This is a genomic window from Streptomyces sp. NPDC003379, assembly GCF_053589195.1.
The window spans coordinates 73,237-88,317 of record NZ_JBSFRK010000026.1 but is presented as its reverse complement, the minus strand read 5'-3'; the positions used below and the strand labels follow the sequence as shown (position 1 = coordinate 88,317).

Here is a 15,081-nt window from a genome sequence, read left to right as displayed (position 1 = left end):
GGGCGGTGATGGGGCTTCACCCCTTGAATGCCCCAAAGATCCGACCACGGTAGGAGGCGTGCGGTCGCATGGGGTCCTGTGGTCGTACGGGCTGCCGTGGCCGCGGGGACCTACCGCGGCTGCGTGGTGACCTTCGACCTCTTGATAGCGGCGTCGCGCACCCGGACGTACCAGATGCCGATGAGGCCGAGCCCGCCGCCGGCCAGGCAGGTCCACACCCACCAGGTCGTGTCGCGGTCGTCGAACCAGCCGTAGAAGGGGAGCTGGGCCACGAAGAGGACGAACCAGAGGATCGTGCCGCCGGTGATGGTGGCGACCACGGGACCCTCAAGGGGCTCCGGCGCCTCGTGCTTGGGGGTCCACTTCGTCATGCGTACAGCTTATGCCCGGCCTCCGGGCCTTGAGCGGCGGGCGGTACCGCCCTTGCGGCGCAAGGGTCTACGCGCGGAGATAGCGATTTCGGCTTCATGTATTCATACTGAAACGGCTTATGAATGGCCGGTTACTTTCGTACGAATATACAAGTCACGAGGTTCTCCATGTCCCCCTCGGCCAGTGCCCCGGTCGACGCCAGTAAAGAGCCCGCGCAGCCCCCACAGGGTGGCCTCGACGGGTACTTCAAGATCACGGAGCGGGGCTCGACCCTGGTCAGGGAAGTCCGCGGCGGCTTCGCCACCTTCTTCGCGATGGCCTACATCATCGTGCTGAACCCGATCATCCTGGGCAGCGCGAAGGACATGTACGGGCACCAGCTCGACAACAAGCAGCTGGTCACCGCGACCGTGCTCACCGCCGCCTTCACCACGCTCCTCATGGGCGTCATCGGCAACGTCCCGATCGCGCTCGCCGCGGGCCTCGGCGTGAACACCGTCGTCGCCCTCCAGCTCGCGCCCCGCATGTCGTGGCCCGACGCCATGGGCATGGTCGTCCTCGCGGGCTTCGTCGTGATGCTGCTCGTCGCCACCGGTCTGCGGGAACGCGTGATGAGCGCCGTGCCGCTGGGCCTGCGCAAGGGCATCGCGATCGGCATCGGCCTGTTCATCATGCTGATCGGCCTCGTCGACTCCGGCTTCGTCTCGCGCATGCCGGACGCCGCGCACACCACTGTCCCGCTCCAGCTCGGCGGCGACGGACACCTCAACGGCTGGCCGGTCCTGATCTTCGTGCTCGGCGTGTTGCTCACGCTGGCGCTGATGGTGCGCAAGGTGCCGGGCGCCATCCTCATCAGCATCGTCGTCATGACGATCGTCGCGATGATCGTCCACTCCGTGGCCAAGGTGCCGAGCTGGGGGCTGACCAGCCCGGAGTGGCCGGGCAACCCCGTCTCGACGCCGGACTTCGGGCTCGTCGGCGAGATCAGCCTGTTCGGCGGCTTCGAGAAGGTCGGCGTCCTGACCGGCGTCCTCTTCGTCTTCACCGTGCTGCTTTCGTGCTTCTTCGACGCGATGGGCACGATCATGGGCATCGGCGACGAGGCCAAGCTGACCGACGCCAACGGCAACATGCCGGGCATCAACAAGGTGCTCTTCGTCGACGGCATCGCGGTCGCCGCGGGCGGCGCCTCGTCCTCCTCGGCCACCACCTGCTTCGTGGAGTCCACGGCGGGCGTCGGCGAGGGGGCGCGCACCGGCCTCGCGAACGTCGTCACCGGCGGCCTCTTCGCCGTCGCGCTGTTCCTCACGCCGCTCGCCACGATGGTCCCCTCCCAGGCGGCCACGCCCGCGCTCCTCGCGGTGGGCTTCCTGATCCTGTCCGGCTCCATCCGGCAGATCGACTGGGGCGACCCCACCATCGCGATCCCCGCGTTCGTGACGATGCTGATGATGCCGTTCACGTACTCGATCACGAACGGCATCGGCATGGGCTTCATCACCTTCACCGTCCTCCGGCTCGCCGCCGGCCGCGGCCGCGAGGTGCCGGCCGCGATGTACGCGGTGTCGGCGGTGTTCGCCTTCTACTACCTGATGCCGGCGCTGAACCTGACGTAGGCGCCCTGTCCAACCGCTCGCGGCCGACTGTCAGGAGACGGGGAACCAGGCCGCGATGCGCTTGGCGGCGGTCGGGGCGTCAATGTTGTCCTGTGCGACGTCCTCGACGAACGGGCCCGCGATGGAGACGTGCGGCGGGCGGGCCGCGGCGCTGACGCCGTTGACGCGCAGGAAGAAGCGCATGGCGAGCCAGGCTGTGGGCTTGTTGCCGTCGATCAGCGCGTGGTTGCGGGCGATCGAGTGCAGCAGGGCGGCGGCCTTCTCATGGAGGGTCGGGTACAGCTCGGCCCCGAACACGTCGGTCCGGGGCCGTTCGACCGCTGAGACCAGAAGCCCCATGTCACGCACGCTGTGTTCGGTGCCGTTGACCGTGCGGGCGATCGTGAGGATCTCGTCGATCTGTACGTAGCGCACGTCAGTCACTTCAGGTAGTCCAGGATCTCCGCGTCGCTGCCATCAGCTCGGCCAGGACGTCGTCGACCTTCAACTCGGCTCGGTCCTGAGCGTCACGGATGGCCTCGATGGCCAGCTCCTGCTTGCTGCGGCCCTCGCGGCGCGCGCGCTCGGTGAGCTTCGCGTCGAGGTCGTCGGGGAGTCGGAGTGTCATCGCCATATGTCGATGACACCGGACTGGTATCAGGTGGCGAGGTGATACCAGGAGCGCGTCGCGCGAAACAGAGTGGTCCTTAGTCAGGGTAATGAGTTACTCTAACGAACATGCCGGACCTCTCCCATGGCGACGATGCCGCCGCCGTGAACGCCTTGCGCTCCGCTGTGATGCGCCTGTCCCGTCGACTCAAGCACCAGCGGGTCGACGAGTCGCTGAGCCCCACCGAAATGTCGGTGCTCGGCACCCTTGCCCGCTGCGGCAGCGCCACTCCGGGCGAGCTCGCCCGCAAGGAGCATGTGCAGCCGCCGTCGATGACCCGCATCGTCGCGCTGCTGGAGGCCAAGAGCCTGGTCCGCCTTGAGCCGCACCCCGAGGACCGCCGCCAGAAGGTGGTCACCCAGACCGAGACCGCCGAGGCCATGCTCGAAGAGAGCCGCCGCAAGCGGAACGCCTGGCTGGCCGGGCTGACCGAGCATCTCGACGAGGACGAGTGGGCGCGGCTGCGCGCCGCCGCTCCCGTCCTGGAGAAGCTCGCCCACCTGTAGGCAGCGCCACCCGGTCCTCGTCCCCCGGAGGACCGGTCCTCGTACGCCAGAGGCAATGACCCTTCGTACGCCCAAAGGAGGCGAACGCACTTTGAGTACGGGATCCGGAGCAGACTCCGCCCCCGCACCGACCACCCTCGACAAGCCCGACCGCTCCCACAAGTCGTCCATGTTCAGCTCGCTGAAGATACGCAACTACCGGCTCTTCGCGACCGGAGCCGTCGTCTCCAACACCGGCACCTGGATGGCCCGCATCACCCAGGACTGGCTGGTGCTCAGCCTCACCGGGTCCTCCGCGGCCGTCGGCATCACCACGGCCATGCAGTTCCTGCCGATGCTGCTCTTCGGCCTGTACGGCGGCGTCATCGCCGACCGCTTCGCCAAGCGGAACCTCCTCTTCTGCACCCAGGGCGCGATGAGCATCAGCGGGCTCTTCCTCGCCGCGCTCACGCTCACCGGCAACGTCCAGGTCTGGCACGTCTACGTCGCGGCCTTCTTCACCGGCCTCGTCACCGTCGTCGACAACCCGACGCGGCAGTCCTTCGTCTCCGAGATGGTCGGCCCCGACCAGGTCCGCAACGCCGTCTCGCTGAACTCCGCGAACTTCCAGTCCGCGCGCCTCATCGGCCCCGCCGTGGCGAGCGTCCTGACCGCGGCCGTCGGACCGGGCTGGGCGTTCCTCGCCAACGGCCTGTCCTTCCTCGCGCCGCTCACCGGCCTGCTCCTGATGCGCACCGGCGAGCTGCACCCGACCCCGCGCAAGCCGCGCGGCAAGGGCCAGCTGCGCGAGGGCCTCACGTACGTCTCCAAGCACCCCGAGCTGATCTGGCCGATCGTCCTCGTCGGCTTCATCGGCACCTTCGGCTTCAACTTCCCGATCTGGCTGAGCGCCTTCGCGGACGACATCTTCCACGGCGGCGTGGGGATGTACGGGCTGTTCAACACCCTGATGGCCATCGGCTCGCTGGCCGGCGCGCTCCTCGCGGCCCGCCGCGGCACGTCGCGGCTGCGGCTGCTGGCCGGGGCGGCGATCGCCTTCGGCGTCCTTCAGATGGCGGCCGCGTTCGCGCCCGAGCTGTGGATGTTCATCGCGCTGATCGTGCCGATCGGCATCCTCGGCCTGACGGTGAACGTCACCGCGAACTCCTCGGTACAGATGGCCACGGACCCCGAGATGCGGGGCCGCGTCATGTCGCTGTTCATGATGGTCTTCACCGGCGGTACGCCGCTGGGCGGCCCGCTCTTCGGCTGGCTCGCCGACGCGTACGGCGTCCGGATCAGCATGGCCGTCGGCGGCCTGGTCTGCGCGATCGCCGCGGTCGGCGTCGGCCTGATGCTGGCGCGCGCCGCGAACCTGCGCCTGAAGGTGGACCTGCGCCGAGGCCGGCAGCATGTGCGGTTCGTGCCGAGGGAACGGGAGCTGACGACCGCGGCGTAGCCCGGCCGGGCGGCGGGCGTGCGTGCTGGGCGTCCCCTCCTCTCTCCGCCGCGGTTCTGCCGCCGGACTCCGTGGCCTGCGTGCGGGCCGCCGCCATGGCTGGGCTGGGCTGCGGGGGCTTGCCCGGTGGCTCTCCGTCGCGGGGAGACTCTGTCCATGAGACTGTTCGCGGCGGTTCTGCCGCCGGACTCCGTGGCCTGCGTGCTGGTTGCCGCCATGGCTGGGCTGCGGGGGGTTGCCCGGTAGCTCTCCGTCGCGGGGAGACTCTGTCCATGAGACTCTTCGCCGCGGTTCTGCCGCCGGACTCCGTGACCCGCGCGCTGGCTGCCGCCACGGCCGGGCTGCGGGGGCTGCCCGGCGCCGACGCCCTGCGCTGGGCGGGCCCGGACAGCTGGCACTTCACGCTGGCGTTCATGGCGGAGGTGCCGGAGGAGACCGCGGCGGACCTCACCGCCCGCCTGGAGCGCGCCGCGCACCGCACGCCCCCCTTCTCCCTCGCCCTGCGCGGCGGCGGACACTTCGGTGACCGGGTGCTGTGGGCGGGCGTGGCGGGCGACGTGGCCGTGCTGCGGCTCCTCGCCCAGCGGGCGGAGGCGGCGGCGCGCAAGGCGGGCCTCCCGAGGGAGGAGCACCGGCCCTACCGCCCGCATCTGACGCTGGCGCGCGGCGGCGGGGAGACCGGCCTTTGGCCGTACGCCGACGCGCTCGCCTCCTTCGCGGGCACGCCCTGGACGGTGGACGAGCTGACGCTCGTACGCAGCCACCTGCCGAGGAGCGGGGTGGCGGGGGAGCGGCCGCGCTACGAGGTGGTCGGACGGTGGCCACTGGGAGGCGGTTCCCGGGAGCGGGGCGCGGGCGGTTAACCTCGACGGTGTGGACCCGAAGACCAGAAACCGGATCATGGCCGGTGTGCTCGTGATGATGTTCGTCGTGGTGGCGGTGGCGGCCGCGCTCGGCGGTTAGCCGACCGCGGGCCGCCCCGCGTACGCCGCGTGCCCCTTGCCGGGGCTACTGGACGAAGGGCTACCAGGCGAAGGACTCCGGTGACGGGCCGGGACCCGGGAAGATCTCGTCCAGCGCGTCGAGAAGCTCCTGGGACAGTTCCAGCTCGACGGCGCGCAGCGCGGACGCGAGCTGCTCCGCGGTGCGCGGGCCGACGATCGGCGCGGTGACGCCGGGCCGCGTCAGCAGCCAGGCCAGGGCGACCTCGCCGGGCTCAAGGCCGTGCTTGTCGACCAGGTCCTCGTACGCCTGAATCCTCGCGCGGACCTCCGGCTTGGCCAGCTCGGCGGCGGCCCGCCCGCCGCTGCGGCGCGCGCCGTCGGCCTTCTTCAGCGCGCCGCCGAGCAGGCCGCCGTGCAGCGGCGACCAGGGGATGACGCCGACGCCGTAGTCCTGGGACGCCGGGATGACCTCCATCTCGGCGTCGCGCACGGCGAGGTTGTACAGGCACTGCTCGCTGACGAGGCCGTAGCTGCCGCGCCGCCGCGCGATCTCGTTGGCCTGGGCGATCTTGTAGCCGGGGAAGTTGGAGGACCCGGCGTAGAGGATCTTCCCCTGCTGGACCAGTACGTCGATCGCCTGCCAGATCTCCTCGAACGGCGTGCGCCGGTCGATGTGGTGGAACTGGTAGATGTCGATGTAGTCGGTCTGGAGCCGCTTCAGCGACGCCTCGACGGCGCGGCGGATGTTGAGCGCGGAGAGCCGGTCGTGGTTGGGCCAGACGGCCTCGCCGTCGGCGGTCATGTTCCCGTACACCTTGGTGGCGAGCACGACCTTGTCGCGCCGCTCGCCGCCCTGGGTGAACCAGGTGCCGATGATCTCCTCGGTGCGGCCCTTGCCTGCGCCCTGGCCGTACGCGTTGGCGGTGTCGAAGTAGTTGACGCCCGCGTCGAGAGCGGTGTCCATGAGCGAGTGGCTGTCGGGTTCATTGGTGAACGGCCCGAAGTTCATGGTGCCGAGCGTGAGCCGGCTGACTTTGAGCCCTGTGCGTCCCAGCTGCGTGTACTTCATGGGGTCTTAGCCAACGGGGTGGAGGGGACTCTAGGCAAGGGGGTTCGGATCAGTCGCGGGGGAAGTTGCCAGTCTTGAGGGTGAGGCCGAGGGGGGTGGTGGTGAGGTCGATGTCCTCACCGAAGCTGTACTTCGACTCGGTTGTGTACTCGCCATTCTTGGGGGCGGTGTGGACGTAGACCCTGCCCAGGTACGGGTCGGCGATGAGATAGACGGGAACGTCGGCTTCGGCGTACGCGGCTTTCTTCGGGCCGTAGTCGTTCATCGCCGTGCTCTTGGAGATCACTTCGGCGACGAACTCGACATCCTGGTAACTCCACTGCTCCTTGTCGTTCATGACGGCACCTTCCGCCACCAGTGTCACGTCACTGGCGAAGCCGTTGAGGTGTCCCGGGTAGTCGATGCGTACGTCGGACTTCTGCCGGTCGATCGGGAAGCGGGTGCTGAGCTGGGTCAGGATGCTGAAGGTGATGGTCCAGTGGGTGTCTCGCTGTGGCGACACGAAGATATGTCCCCCGACGATCTCGGTCTTGATTCCCTCGGGGACGGGCATCCTCTCAAGCCACTCGAACATGTTGTCCAAGGTGAGCTCGTCGCCGCTCTCAGCCATCTCGATCCTGTCGGTCTCTACGACGGTCATCGTGGCGCTCCTCCCCGGCCGCCCTCGGTCGAGTGCGGCCGCGCAGTACAACGATACGCACGGCGACAAGGTCACGTCCCGCCCAACCACCCCGCCGCGTCGAGCCGGAACGCCTCCGGTGGGACGACGGCGGACAGGTCGTCCTGGAGGGCGTCCAGGCGCCGTACGCCGATCCGCTCCGCCCACTCCGCCCGCAGCTCGTCGAAGATCACCGCAGAGCGGCGCAGCGCGTCGAGGCCGTGCGGGGTGAGGCGGATCAGCTTGCGGCGGGCGTCCGCGGGGTCGTCGGTGCGGGCCGCGTAGCCGAGGGCGACGAGGCGGTCGACGGTCTTGCCCGCGGCCTGCTTGGAGACACCGAGGCGCCGGCCGACCTCACTGGCGGTGGCGCCCGCCGCCCCGATGGCCTGCATGGCGAAGCCGTGGGCGGGGCGGAGGTCGGGGTGGCCCTGGTGGGCGAGTTCGGTGTGCAGGCGGTCGATGAGGGTGCGGAAGCCGCCGAAGAGGAGGAGGGGCAGCTCGTACCCCCTGCCTTCCCTCTCGCTCTCTCCCTTGCGCCGACCGTCAACCTGGTTTACCTTCTCATCGTCAACCACGTTGTCGATAGTAGGGGGTACGTCATGTTCACCGAGCACACCGTGGAGACCGCGCCGGCCGAGTCCCGCCCCGCGATGGAGCGGGTGACCCAGGCCTTCGGCCAACTCCCGAACGCCGTCGCCCGCCTCGCCGAGTCCCCGGAACTCCTCAACGGCTTCCTGGAGTTGAGCGCGGCCTTCGAACGTACGACCCTGGACCCCGTGGCCCGCGAGGCCGTCATCATGACGGTCGCGACGCGCAACGACTGCCACGTGTGCGTTGCTCTGCACATCGGCAAGCTGCGCAAGCTGGGCGCGGGGGCGGAGCTGGTGACGGCCCTGCGCGAGCAGCGGGAGCTGCCCGACGAACGGCTCGAAGCGGTACGGCGGTTCACGCTGACCGTGCTGGCCACGGCGGGCGGCGTCGGCGACGACGACGTGAAGACGTTCCTCTCCCACGGCTACACCGAGCGGAACGCCCTCGAAGTCGTCCTCGGCATCGGTACGTACACGATGTCGACGCTGGCGAACCGGCTGACGCGGGCGGCGTGAGCGGGCGCGGGGGCCAGGAAGGCGGTCCAGGTGGTGGGGGACACCTGGAGGGTGGGGCCGGTCTCGGGGGAGTTCTTTGAGTCGCGGATGTGGATGGTGGTAGGGGTGGCGGCTATCTCCAGGCATTCGCCTTCGCCGACGCTGTAGCTGCTCTTGAACCAAGTCATTCCGGTGTTCACAGTTCGCATGCCGTCTTCTCGATGAGTTGCGCGGAGTCCTCAGGGGTGAGCGCTTGGGTGCGGAGGGTTCCGTACTTGGCTTGCAGGTTGCCCAAGTCGGGCTGCTCGGTGACGAAGTAGCCGCCCTTGTGTCCTTCGATGTAGGCGATCTGTCGCCGCTCGGTCGTCTCCAGCAGGATCATGGGCCCCATGAGTCCGGCGTGGGCCTGCCTGTCGTGCGGCATGACTTGAATGGTGACGTTCCGAAGCTCTCCGAGCTCAACCATGCTACGTAGCTGCTCCTTGAGTACGGCAGTGCCGCCCAACGGGCGGGTCAGGGCGCTGTGCTCCACGATGAAGTGGAGAACGGCGATGGGCTTGCGCGCGAGAAGGTCTTGCCGCGCCAGCCGATTCGCCACTCGATCGTCGATCTCATCGTCGTCCAGAGGCGGGTAGACGCAGTTGAACACAGCTCGTGCGTAGTTTTTGGTCTGCAACAGGCCCGGCACCACGTGGTCTTGGTACGAGTGGATGGACATTGCCATCTTCTCGTGTTCCAGAAAGTCCTCGGTCCATAGCCGGAGCCCGCTCTTCGAAAACTCCTTCTCCGCGAGAAGAACAAGTGCACCCTGTGCATCCAGAACCTCGTCCGCGATCTCGACCAGCTTCCCCTTGGGCGCCCGCTCGCCCCGCTCCACCATCGCCACCTGCGACTTGGAGTACTGAACATGCGTGCCCAGCGCCTCCTGTGTCATCCCGGCCCGCTCGCGGTAAAACCGCAGCAGCGCGCCGAACGACTCCGAACCTCGTTCACCGGAGTGCACAACGTCCTCCCCAAGTGCACGGCCCCGCACGTACCTTGCGCGGCCCTGGTCACAGTATGTGAGCGTCCGGAAGCATCTGGTGCATGAACTCGGAAACCTCATCACTCAGGGTCCACGACTGGATCCCGACGGCGGGCCACGCGCTGCGGCACGCGGGCATCCATTTCGACGCCGTACGGATCGGCGGCGCGCTGGGCGAGCAGGTCGCGTACGACCTGATGCAGTTCACGGACTTCCGCGCGGGCCCGATCATCCGCGAGGCGACGGGCGGGCGTTACTTCTACTTCCTGCTGCCCGCGCGGGCGGCGGAACCGTACGTATGGCCGGTCGGGGTGCGGGCCCTGAGCCGGGGCGCGGGGAGCCTCGCGTACGTCGGGGTGCCCGCGCTGGACGGCTACACCTGGCCGCTGGACTGGAGGTCCCGGCCGACGGAGGAAGTGCCGTTCGTGGAGGGGGAGTCGCTGCATGAGGCGGTGCGAACCGCGGCACGGTGAGACGGCCGCGCGACCCCGCGGACCGGCACGCGCTCACACGCCCAGGCGCTGGCAGTTGCCCGGGCCGTCGACCACCATGAAGTACATCTTCTTGCGGGTGTTCGGGCCGTAGACGCCGTCGGCGGTCACGCCCTCCTTCCTCTGCACCCACTTGAGCGCCGACTCGGTCCCCGGGCCGAAGATGCCGTCCACGCCGATGTTGCGCTGATACCGGCTGCAGTACTTCATGGTGTGCTGCAACTGCCGCACGGCCTTGCTCTGGTTCCCCTTGCCCAGCAGGCAGTCCACCGAGCCGCCCGCGGTCGAGAACACGTACAGCCCCCGGTACGGCTTGTACGTGGTGCACGATGGCAGCGCCGCGGCCTTCGACTTCGCGGGCTGGTCCGCGGTCGGGCGGGGCGCGTGGGCGGCCGCCGTTCCGCCCGCTGCGGTCAGGCCCGCCCCCGCCAGGGAGGCGGCGGCGAGGGCTCCGATCAGAATGCGCTTCATGGAGGCGTCCTGTTCCGTGAGGTGTGGGTGGATGATCGGCCGCTGTCTCCTCGCGGCCGGTCATCAGAGTGGCCCACAGCCCGCGCGGGGCGCGTCAAACCAGCGGTGTATCGGCCCGTAAACCTGCGCCGTACCGGTACCGCCCCGGCGTCGTCCCGAACGTCCGTGTGAACGCGTGGGAGAGGGCGTACGGCGAGCCGTAGCCCACCAGGCGGGCCACCGTCTCCAGGGGGTGCGTCGTGTCGCGCAGGAGCGTGGCCGCCCGGGTCATGCGCCACCAGGTGAGGTACGTCATCGGGGCGCGGCCCACCAGGGCCGTGAAGCGGCGGGTGAGGGTGGCGCGGGAGACGCCCGTGCGGGAGGCGAGGGCCTCGTTGGTCCAGGGGGCCTCCGGGGCGTCGTGGAGGAGACGCAGGGCTGTGGCCACCACCGGGTCGGCGAGGGCGGCGGGCCAGCCCGAGCCCGACGTGTGGTCCGTCGTCCACGCCCGGACCATGTAGACAAGGAGCAGATCCAGGAGGCCGGGGACGGCTACGTCCGTGCCGGGGCGCGCCGCCCCCGTCTCGCGGCCGAGCAGGTCGATCGCCGCCCGCAGCTCCGGGTGGCGTCCGGCGCTGCCGCGCAGGTGCACGGTCTCCGGGAGCTCGGCGAGCAGCGGGTGGGCGTGACCGCCTCGGTCGAAGCGGTACTTGCCGCAGAGCAACTCGGCGGCCGGAGCGGTGGTGGGGTGTGCGGACATCGGATCGGCGTTCGTGGTCCGCCAGCGTTCGAAGGGGACGGCCCGTTCGACCGTGCGGGCGTCCGCGGGGGAGTCCGCGAGCACATGCCCCGCGCCGCGCGGCAGCAGCACCGCGTCGCCCGCCGCGAGCGTGAAGGGGGCGCCGCCGTCGTCCGGCAGCAGCCAGCAACCGCCCTCCAGGACCACGTGGAACCCCACCCCGTCGTACGCGGGCAGCCGGCAGCACCACGAGCCGGACACCCTGACGCGGTGGGCGTCCGGCCGCCCGATCCGCGCGGCCGCGATCGCGTCGCTCACTACGTCCATGGAGGGAGAGTAAGGGGCATCGCGATGAGGCGTACGCGTATTCAGGCGAGCTGAACAGGCATTGAGACGCTCACCTTGCCCGTCTTACGGTTCGAGCATGGTTGAACTCGTTGATGAACTCATGGTGTTGGGCGACGTCGAAGTCCGTCGCGTCGTGGAGCTGGAGGCCCCCTTCCTCCCTGCCACCGAGCTCGTGCCCGGCGTGCCCGAGGAGGTGTGGCGCGAGAACGAGGGCTGGCTCGCGCCCGACTTCTGGGACCCGGACAGCGGCCGGGTCGTGGCCGCCGTACAGACCTGGGTGCTGCGCAGTGAGGGCAAGGTCGTCCTCGTCGACACCGGGGTCGGCAACGGACGCGTACGGCCGGACGCCCCGCACTTCGCGCACCTCGACACCGACTTCCTGGCCCGGCTCGCCGCCGCCGGAGTGCGTCCCGAGGACGTCGACGTCGTCGTCAACACCCACCTGCACGGCGACCACGTCGGTTGGAACACCCGGGAGAGCGGGGACGGCTGGGTGCCCACCTTTCCCAACGCCACCTACCTCATGCCGGCCGCCGACCACGCCCACTTCGGCCCGCGCGGCGCCGACGAGGAGAGCCGCGACCCGGTCTTCGCTGACAGTGTCGCGCCCGTGGACAGGGCGGGGCGGACGCTGCTGTGAAGCGGCACCCACCGCATCGACGCCCACCTCACCCTGGAGGCCGCCCCCGGCCACACCCCCGGCTCGTCCGTCCTGCGGCTCGCCTCGGGCGCCGACCGGGCCGTCTTCGTCGGCGACCTCCTGCACACCCCCGTGCAGATCCTCGAACCCGGCCACAGCAGCTGCCTCTGCGCCGACCCGCGCGAAGCCGCCGAGACCCGGGTCCGCGTCCTCGGGCGGGCCGCCGACGAACGGGAGCTGGTCGTGCCCGCGCACTTCCGCGGGGCGGGCGCGGCCCAAGTGCGGAGGCAGGGCGGGAAGTTCGCGGTCAGCCGGTGGGCTGCATGAGTGTCTGCGCGTAGGGGCCCCCGATGCCCCACGCCTGCGCCATCGCCTGCGCGAAGGCCTCCGCCAGCTTGTGTTCGCCGCTGGCGTTCGGATGCGTACCGTCGTAGGTGTCGATGTCGATGTCGTACGAGGGTGGCGGCGAGGCCAGGAGCAGCGGGGAGCGGCTCGTGTCCAGGTCCGCGACCGTCTTCGCGAGGAGGACGTTGAAGTGCGCGACCTCGGCGGCGAACGGCGCGTCCGAGGCGGCCCGGATGTTCGGGATCACCGGGAGCAGGACCATCCGGATGCGCGGGTTCGCCGTGCGGGCCCCGGCGATGAACGCCCGGACGTTCGCCGCGGTCTGCTCGGCGTTCGTGTAGAAGCCGAGGTCGATCAGGCCGAGGGAGATGAGGAGGACGTCCGCCTCGTCGCGGGCCAGCGCGCCCGCGATCCGGGGCGCCATGTGCAGCCAGCCCTCGCCCCAGCCCGCGAGGTGGTGGCGGGGGAAGTCGGGGGGCGCGTCGGCGTAGTCGTGGGAGAGGGGTTCCCCCGCCGCGTTGTCGTAGAGGGCGGTGCGCGGGCCCACCACGGCGACGCCCCCGGCGCCCAGGGTGTCGCGCAGGTGCCGCCACATCCGGTAGCGCCAGGTGTGTTCCCCGGCGCTTCCGATCGTCATCGAGTCGCCGACGAACATGAACCTGAGCATCCGCACATCATGGCGGATCACCGCCGCCACCTGCGATGTGAGGCTGAGCACCCCGCGCGGCCGCGCGGATGGCACGCTTGGGCCCATGCGTTCGCTTCGGGCTGTTCCTGCTGTCCTTCGGGCTGTTCCCTCCGTCCTCGCCGGTGCCGTGCTGCTCCTGACCGTGGCGGGGACCACCACGCCCGCCGTGGCCGACGACCACGAAGGGTTCACCATCAAGGACCCGCGGATCGTCGAGTCCAGCGGCCTGGCCGCGTCCCGCGCCCACCCCGGCGTCTACTGGACGCACAACGACCAGGACAAAGGTGCCTTCCTGTACGCCGTCGACTCCAGGACCGGCAGGACGGTCGCCACCGTCACGATGACCGGCGTCGGCGTGCCCCGTGACGTGGAGGCCGTCTCGGTCGGCGCCGACGGCAATCTCTACGTCGGCGACATCGGCGACAACCGCGGCGGCACCTGGTCGCACGTGTGGATCTACAAGCTGCCCGAGCCGAAGACGCTGAAGGACCAGCCCGTCCGTGCCACGCAGTACGTCGTGAAGTACGCGGACGGCGCGCGGGACGCGGAGGCGCTGATGGTGCATCCGAAGACCGGGCGGATCTACATCGCCGACAAGAAGGAGGAGGGCGGCAGCCTCTACGAAGGGCCCGCCGAGATGTCCGCCTCCCAGACGAACGTCTTCCGGCGCATCGCCGCCACCGACCTGTGGGTGACCGACGGCGCCTTCTCGCCCGACGGCGGACAGCTGGCCCTGCGCGGCTACTTCGGCGGGACCTCCTTCGCCTGGAAGGGCGAGGGGAGGAAGCCCGTGCGGGAAGGGCGGTTGAGCGTGCCCATCCAGCGGCAGGGCGAGTCGGTGACGTACACCCTGGACGGTACGAACCTGATGTACGGCACCGAGGGCGCGCAGAGCGCGGTCACGCCCGTGGAGGTGCGCGGCAAGGGCGGGGGCGGCGGCGACTCGTCGAACGGCGGCGGGAGTTCGGGCGGCGTGGGCGCCGGGTCGGGCGGCGTCGGCGGGGGTGTGGGGAAGGGCGCGGTCGTGGTCGCGGCCGTACTGCTCGCCTTCTTCGGGCTGAAGCGGCTGCTGCGCAAGCGCTGAGCGGAAGATCCGCCCGGGGCCCCGAGGGGTCATGCCCCCTGTTCGCGGCGGGCCACCAGGGCGTCCAGGCCGTCCAGGATCCGCTGCAGCCCGAACTCGAAGTGGTCGAAGTCCGAGCCGAACGCCTCCTCGGACAGCGCCGCGAGAGACGGGTAGTTGCCGCTCCGCATGATCTTGTCGAGGGCCGGCGCCTGCGCCTCCCAGAACGCCCGGTCCGACAGGCCGCTCTTCTGCACCGCCTCCATCTCGTGCACCTGGGTGCGGGCGACCCCGGTGACGTACCCCTCGACCATGACGATGACGCCGATCAGCTCGGGGTCGGTCAGGCCCATCGGCTTGATGCGCGACAGGGTGCGGTCCAGGCCGCCGACCGCGCCGGGGCCGAGCACCGGACGGGCCTGGTTGACGTGGAGCAGCCAGGGGTGGCGGCGGTAGAGGACGAGGGTCTCGCGCGCGTACTCCTCCACGCCCTCGCGCCAGCCGCCGGTCCAGGCGCCCTCCTCCTCCGGCGGCGTGAACACGCGGTCCAGCATCAGGTCCAGCAGGTCGCCCTTGCCGGGGACGTAGCGGTACAGGGACATCGTGCCCGTGCCCAGCTCCGTGGAGAGGCGGCGCATCGAGACCGCTGCGAGCCCCTCGGCGTCCGCGAGGCGCACCGCCTCGGTGACGATCCGGTCCAGGGTCAGGGCCGGCTTGGGCCCTCGCGTCGGGCGCGCGCTCTCGCCCCAGAGCAGCTCCAGACTGCGGGTGATGTCGCTGCCGGTGCGCCGGTCGTCGCTGCCGCTCGTGCTCGTCATGGCTTCACCCTAATCGCCCGGGAAGGAATTGGGTACGCCGTACCCAGGAATTGGGTACGGCGTACTTGCGTGGGACTGGGTACGGTGTACTCTCCACTGGGTACGACGTACTCAAAGGTGCGCGGCAGAGGGACCTGG

The 15,081-nt window shown here is 70.0% G+C and carries 18 protein-coding genes and 2 pseudogenes; 8 read left to right on the top strand and 12 right to left on the bottom strand.

The features are described 5' to 3' along the window. Window positions 1-110: 110 nt before the first annotated feature. A complete protein-coding gene (locus tag ACWDVB_RS24970; RefSeq protein ID WP_451518744.1) occupies window positions 111-371 on the bottom strand; it encodes a DUF2530 domain-containing protein in 261 nt (86 codons plus the stop codon). A gap of 168 nt (window positions 372-539) precedes the next feature. Between ACWDVB_RS24970 and ACWDVB_RS24965 the strand changes: the two genes are divergently transcribed. Next, window positions 540-1,988 carry an NCS2 family permease gene (locus ACWDVB_RS24965; RefSeq protein ID WP_451518743.1) on the top strand — a complete coding sequence of 483 codons (1,449 nt, stop codon included), beginning with the start codon at window positions 540-542 and terminating at the stop codon, window positions 1,986-1,988. Window positions 1,989-2,018: 30 nt separating this feature from the next. Here the strand turns inward: ACWDVB_RS24965 and ACWDVB_RS24960 are convergent, their stop codons facing one another. Both ACWDVB_RS24960 and ACWDVB_RS24955 read right to left on the bottom strand, forming a co-directional pair. After that, window positions 2,019-2,411, bottom strand: a complete 393-nt coding sequence (locus tag ACWDVB_RS24960; RefSeq protein ID WP_451518742.1) for a type II toxin-antitoxin system death-on-curing family toxin — start codon at window positions 2,409-2,411, stop codon at window positions 2,019-2,021. Further along, window positions 2,408-2,601: pseudogene (locus ACWDVB_RS24955) on the bottom strand (ribbon-helix-helix protein, CopG family). The gene ACWDVB_RS24960 and the pseudogene ACWDVB_RS24955 overlap by 4 nt, the downstream one beginning before the upstream one ends. Before the next feature lie 104 nt (window positions 2,602-2,705). Between ACWDVB_RS24955 and ACWDVB_RS24950 the strand changes: the two are divergent. From ACWDVB_RS24950 to thpR, 3 genes are all read left to right on the top strand, one after another. Then, a complete protein-coding gene (locus tag ACWDVB_RS24950; protein WP_451518741.1) occupies window positions 2,706-3,143 on the top strand; it encodes a MarR family winged helix-turn-helix transcriptional regulator in 438 nt (145 codons plus the stop codon). A 91-nt stretch (window positions 3,144-3,234) separates the two neighbouring features. Further along, window positions 3,235-4,581 carry an MFS transporter gene (locus ACWDVB_RS24945; RefSeq protein ID WP_451518740.1) on the top strand — a complete coding sequence of 449 codons (1,347 nt, stop codon included), beginning with the start codon at window positions 3,235-3,237 and terminating at the stop codon, window positions 4,579-4,581. 272 nt (window positions 4,582-4,853) lie between these two features. Further along, window positions 4,854-5,444, top strand: coding sequence for an RNA 2',3'-cyclic phosphodiesterase (gene thpR, locus ACWDVB_RS24940; RefSeq protein ID WP_451518739.1), 591 nt, complete (start codon window positions 4,854-4,856; stop codon window positions 5,442-5,444). 160 nt (window positions 5,445-5,604) lie between these two features. Here thpR and ACWDVB_RS24935 read toward each other — a convergent pair whose 3' ends face one another. From ACWDVB_RS24935 to ACWDVB_RS24925, 3 genes are all read right to left on the bottom strand, one after another. Then, the gene (locus tag ACWDVB_RS24935; RefSeq protein WP_451518738.1) at window positions 5,605-6,594 is read right to left on the bottom strand and encodes an aldo/keto reductase; all 990 of its coding nucleotides are present in this window, start codon (window positions 6,592-6,594) and stop codon (window positions 5,605-5,607) included. A gap of 49 nt (window positions 6,595-6,643) precedes the next feature. Further along, the gene (locus tag ACWDVB_RS24930) at window positions 6,644-7,234 is read right to left on the bottom strand and encodes a Uma2 family endonuclease (protein ID WP_451518737.1); all 591 of its coding nucleotides are present in this window, start codon (window positions 7,232-7,234) and stop codon (window positions 6,644-6,646) included. A 71-nt stretch (window positions 7,235-7,305) separates the two neighbouring features. Then, a complete protein-coding gene (locus ACWDVB_RS24925; protein WP_451518736.1) occupies window positions 7,306-7,827 on the bottom strand; it encodes a MarR family winged helix-turn-helix transcriptional regulator in 522 nt (173 codons plus the stop codon). A gap of 24 nt (window positions 7,828-7,851) precedes the next feature. Here ACWDVB_RS24925 and ACWDVB_RS24920 point away from each other — a divergent pair, with 24 nt between their 5' ends. Beyond that, window positions 7,852-8,358 carry a carboxymuconolactone decarboxylase family protein gene (locus ACWDVB_RS24920; RefSeq protein WP_451518735.1) on the top strand — a complete coding sequence of 169 codons (507 nt, stop codon included), beginning with the start codon at window positions 7,852-7,854 and terminating at the stop codon, window positions 8,356-8,358. Here ACWDVB_RS24920 and ACWDVB_RS24915 read toward each other — a convergent pair. Both ACWDVB_RS24915 and ACWDVB_RS24910 read right to left on the bottom strand, forming a co-directional pair. Continuing rightward, the gene (locus ACWDVB_RS24915; protein WP_451518753.1) at window positions 8,268-8,525 is read right to left on the bottom strand and encodes a DUF397 domain-containing protein; all 258 of its coding nucleotides are present in this window, start codon (window positions 8,523-8,525) and stop codon (window positions 8,268-8,270) included. The genes ACWDVB_RS24920 and ACWDVB_RS24915 overlap by 91 nt on opposite strands. Before the next feature lie 8 nt (window positions 8,526-8,533). Beyond that, window positions 8,534-9,340: a helix-turn-helix domain-containing protein gene (locus ACWDVB_RS24910; protein ID WP_451518734.1), complete on the bottom strand. Its 807-nt coding sequence runs from the start codon at window positions 9,338-9,340 to the stop codon at window positions 8,534-8,536. 83 nt (window positions 9,341-9,423) lie between these two features. On the opposite strand from ACWDVB_RS24910, the gene ACWDVB_RS24905 reads away from it, so the two are divergent. Further along, a complete protein-coding gene (locus ACWDVB_RS24905) occupies window positions 9,424-9,834 on the top strand; it encodes a hypothetical protein (RefSeq protein ID WP_451518733.1) in 411 nt (136 codons plus the stop codon). A gap of 33 nt (window positions 9,835-9,867) precedes the next feature. On the opposite strand, the gene ACWDVB_RS24900 is transcribed toward ACWDVB_RS24905, so the two are convergent. Both ACWDVB_RS24900 and ACWDVB_RS24895 read right to left on the bottom strand, forming a co-directional pair. After that, window positions 9,868-10,323 (bottom strand): peptidoglycan-binding domain-containing protein, encoded by a 456-nt coding sequence (locus ACWDVB_RS24900; protein WP_451518732.1) that lies wholly within the window; start codon window positions 10,321-10,323, stop codon window positions 9,868-9,870. A gap of 94 nt (window positions 10,324-10,417) precedes the next feature. Continuing rightward, window positions 10,418-11,368 (bottom strand): AraC family transcriptional regulator, encoded by a 951-nt coding sequence (locus ACWDVB_RS24895; protein WP_451518731.1) that lies wholly within the window; start codon window positions 11,366-11,368, stop codon window positions 10,418-10,420. Window positions 11,369-11,465: 97 nt separating this feature from the next. On the opposite strand from ACWDVB_RS24895, the pseudogene ACWDVB_RS24890 reads away from it, so the two are divergent. Further along, window positions 11,466-12,356, top strand: a pseudogene (locus ACWDVB_RS24890) (MBL fold metallo-hydrolase). Here the strand turns inward: ACWDVB_RS24890 and ACWDVB_RS24885 are convergent. Continuing rightward, a complete protein-coding gene (locus ACWDVB_RS24885) occupies window positions 12,337-13,041 on the bottom strand; it encodes a GDSL-type esterase/lipase family protein (RefSeq protein ID WP_451518730.1) in 705 nt (234 codons plus the stop codon). The pseudogene ACWDVB_RS24890 and the gene ACWDVB_RS24885 sit on opposite strands and share 20 nt — an antisense overlap. Before the next feature lie 85 nt (window positions 13,042-13,126). Here ACWDVB_RS24885 and ACWDVB_RS24880 point away from each other — a divergent pair, with 85 nt between their 5' ends. Beyond that, complete coding sequence (locus tag ACWDVB_RS24880) at window positions 13,127-14,146, top strand: WD40 repeat domain-containing protein (RefSeq protein ID WP_451518729.1); 1,020 nt, start codon at window positions 13,127-13,129, stop codon at window positions 14,144-14,146. 29 nt (window positions 14,147-14,175) lie between these two features. Here ACWDVB_RS24880 and ACWDVB_RS24875 read toward each other — a convergent pair whose 3' ends face one another. Further along, window positions 14,176-14,943: a TetR/AcrR family transcriptional regulator gene (locus ACWDVB_RS24875; RefSeq protein WP_451518728.1), complete on the bottom strand. Its 768-nt coding sequence runs from the start codon at window positions 14,941-14,943 to the stop codon at window positions 14,176-14,178. Window positions 14,944-15,081 lie beyond the last annotated feature (138 nt).

Coding starts and splice junctions, on each gene's coding strand:
- ACWDVB_RS24920 (WP_451518735.1), top strand. CDS start 7,852: ATGTTCACCGAGCACACCGTGGAGACCGCGCCGGCCGAGTCCCGCCCC.
- ACWDVB_RS24895 (WP_451518731.1), bottom strand. CDS start 11,368: ATGGACGTAGTGAGCGACGCGATCGCGGCCGCGCGGATCGGGCGGCCG.
- ACWDVB_RS24905 (WP_451518733.1), top strand. CDS start 9,424: ATGAACTCGGAAACCTCATCACTCAGGGTCCACGACTGGATCCCGACG.
- ACWDVB_RS24880 (WP_451518729.1), top strand. CDS start 13,127: ATGCGTTCGCTTCGGGCTGTTCCTGCTGTCCTTCGGGCTGTTCCCTCC.
- ACWDVB_RS24915 (WP_451518753.1), bottom strand. CDS start 8,525: ATGACTTGGTTCAAGAGCAGCTACAGCGTCGGCGAAGGCGAATGCCTG.
- ACWDVB_RS24970 (WP_451518744.1), bottom strand. CDS start 371: ATGACGAAGTGGACCCCCAAGCACGAGGCGCCGGAGCCCCTTGAGGGT.
- thpR (WP_451518739.1), top strand. CDS start 4,854: ATGAGACTCTTCGCCGCGGTTCTGCCGCCGGACTCCGTGACCCGCGCG.
- ACWDVB_RS24935 (WP_451518738.1), bottom strand. CDS start 6,594: ATGAAGTACACGCAGCTGGGACGCACAGGGCTCAAAGTCAGCCGGCTC.
- ACWDVB_RS24930 (WP_451518737.1), bottom strand. CDS start 7,234: ATGACCGTCGTAGAGACCGACAGGATCGAGATGGCTGAGAGCGGCGAC.
- ACWDVB_RS24875 (WP_451518728.1), bottom strand. CDS start 14,943: ATGACGAGCACGAGCGGCAGCGACGACCGGCGCACCGGCAGCGACATC.
- ACWDVB_RS24950 (WP_451518741.1), top strand. CDS start 2,706: ATGCCGGACCTCTCCCATGGCGACGATGCCGCCGCCGTGAACGCCTTG.
- ACWDVB_RS24885 (WP_451518730.1), bottom strand. CDS start 13,041: ATGCTCAGGTTCATGTTCGTCGGCGACTCGATGACGATCGGAAGCGCC.
- ACWDVB_RS24965 (WP_451518743.1), top strand. CDS start 540: ATGTCCCCCTCGGCCAGTGCCCCGGTCGACGCCAGTAAAGAGCCCGCG.
- ACWDVB_RS24900 (WP_451518732.1), bottom strand. CDS start 10,323: ATGAAGCGCATTCTGATCGGAGCCCTCGCCGCCGCCTCCCTGGCGGGG.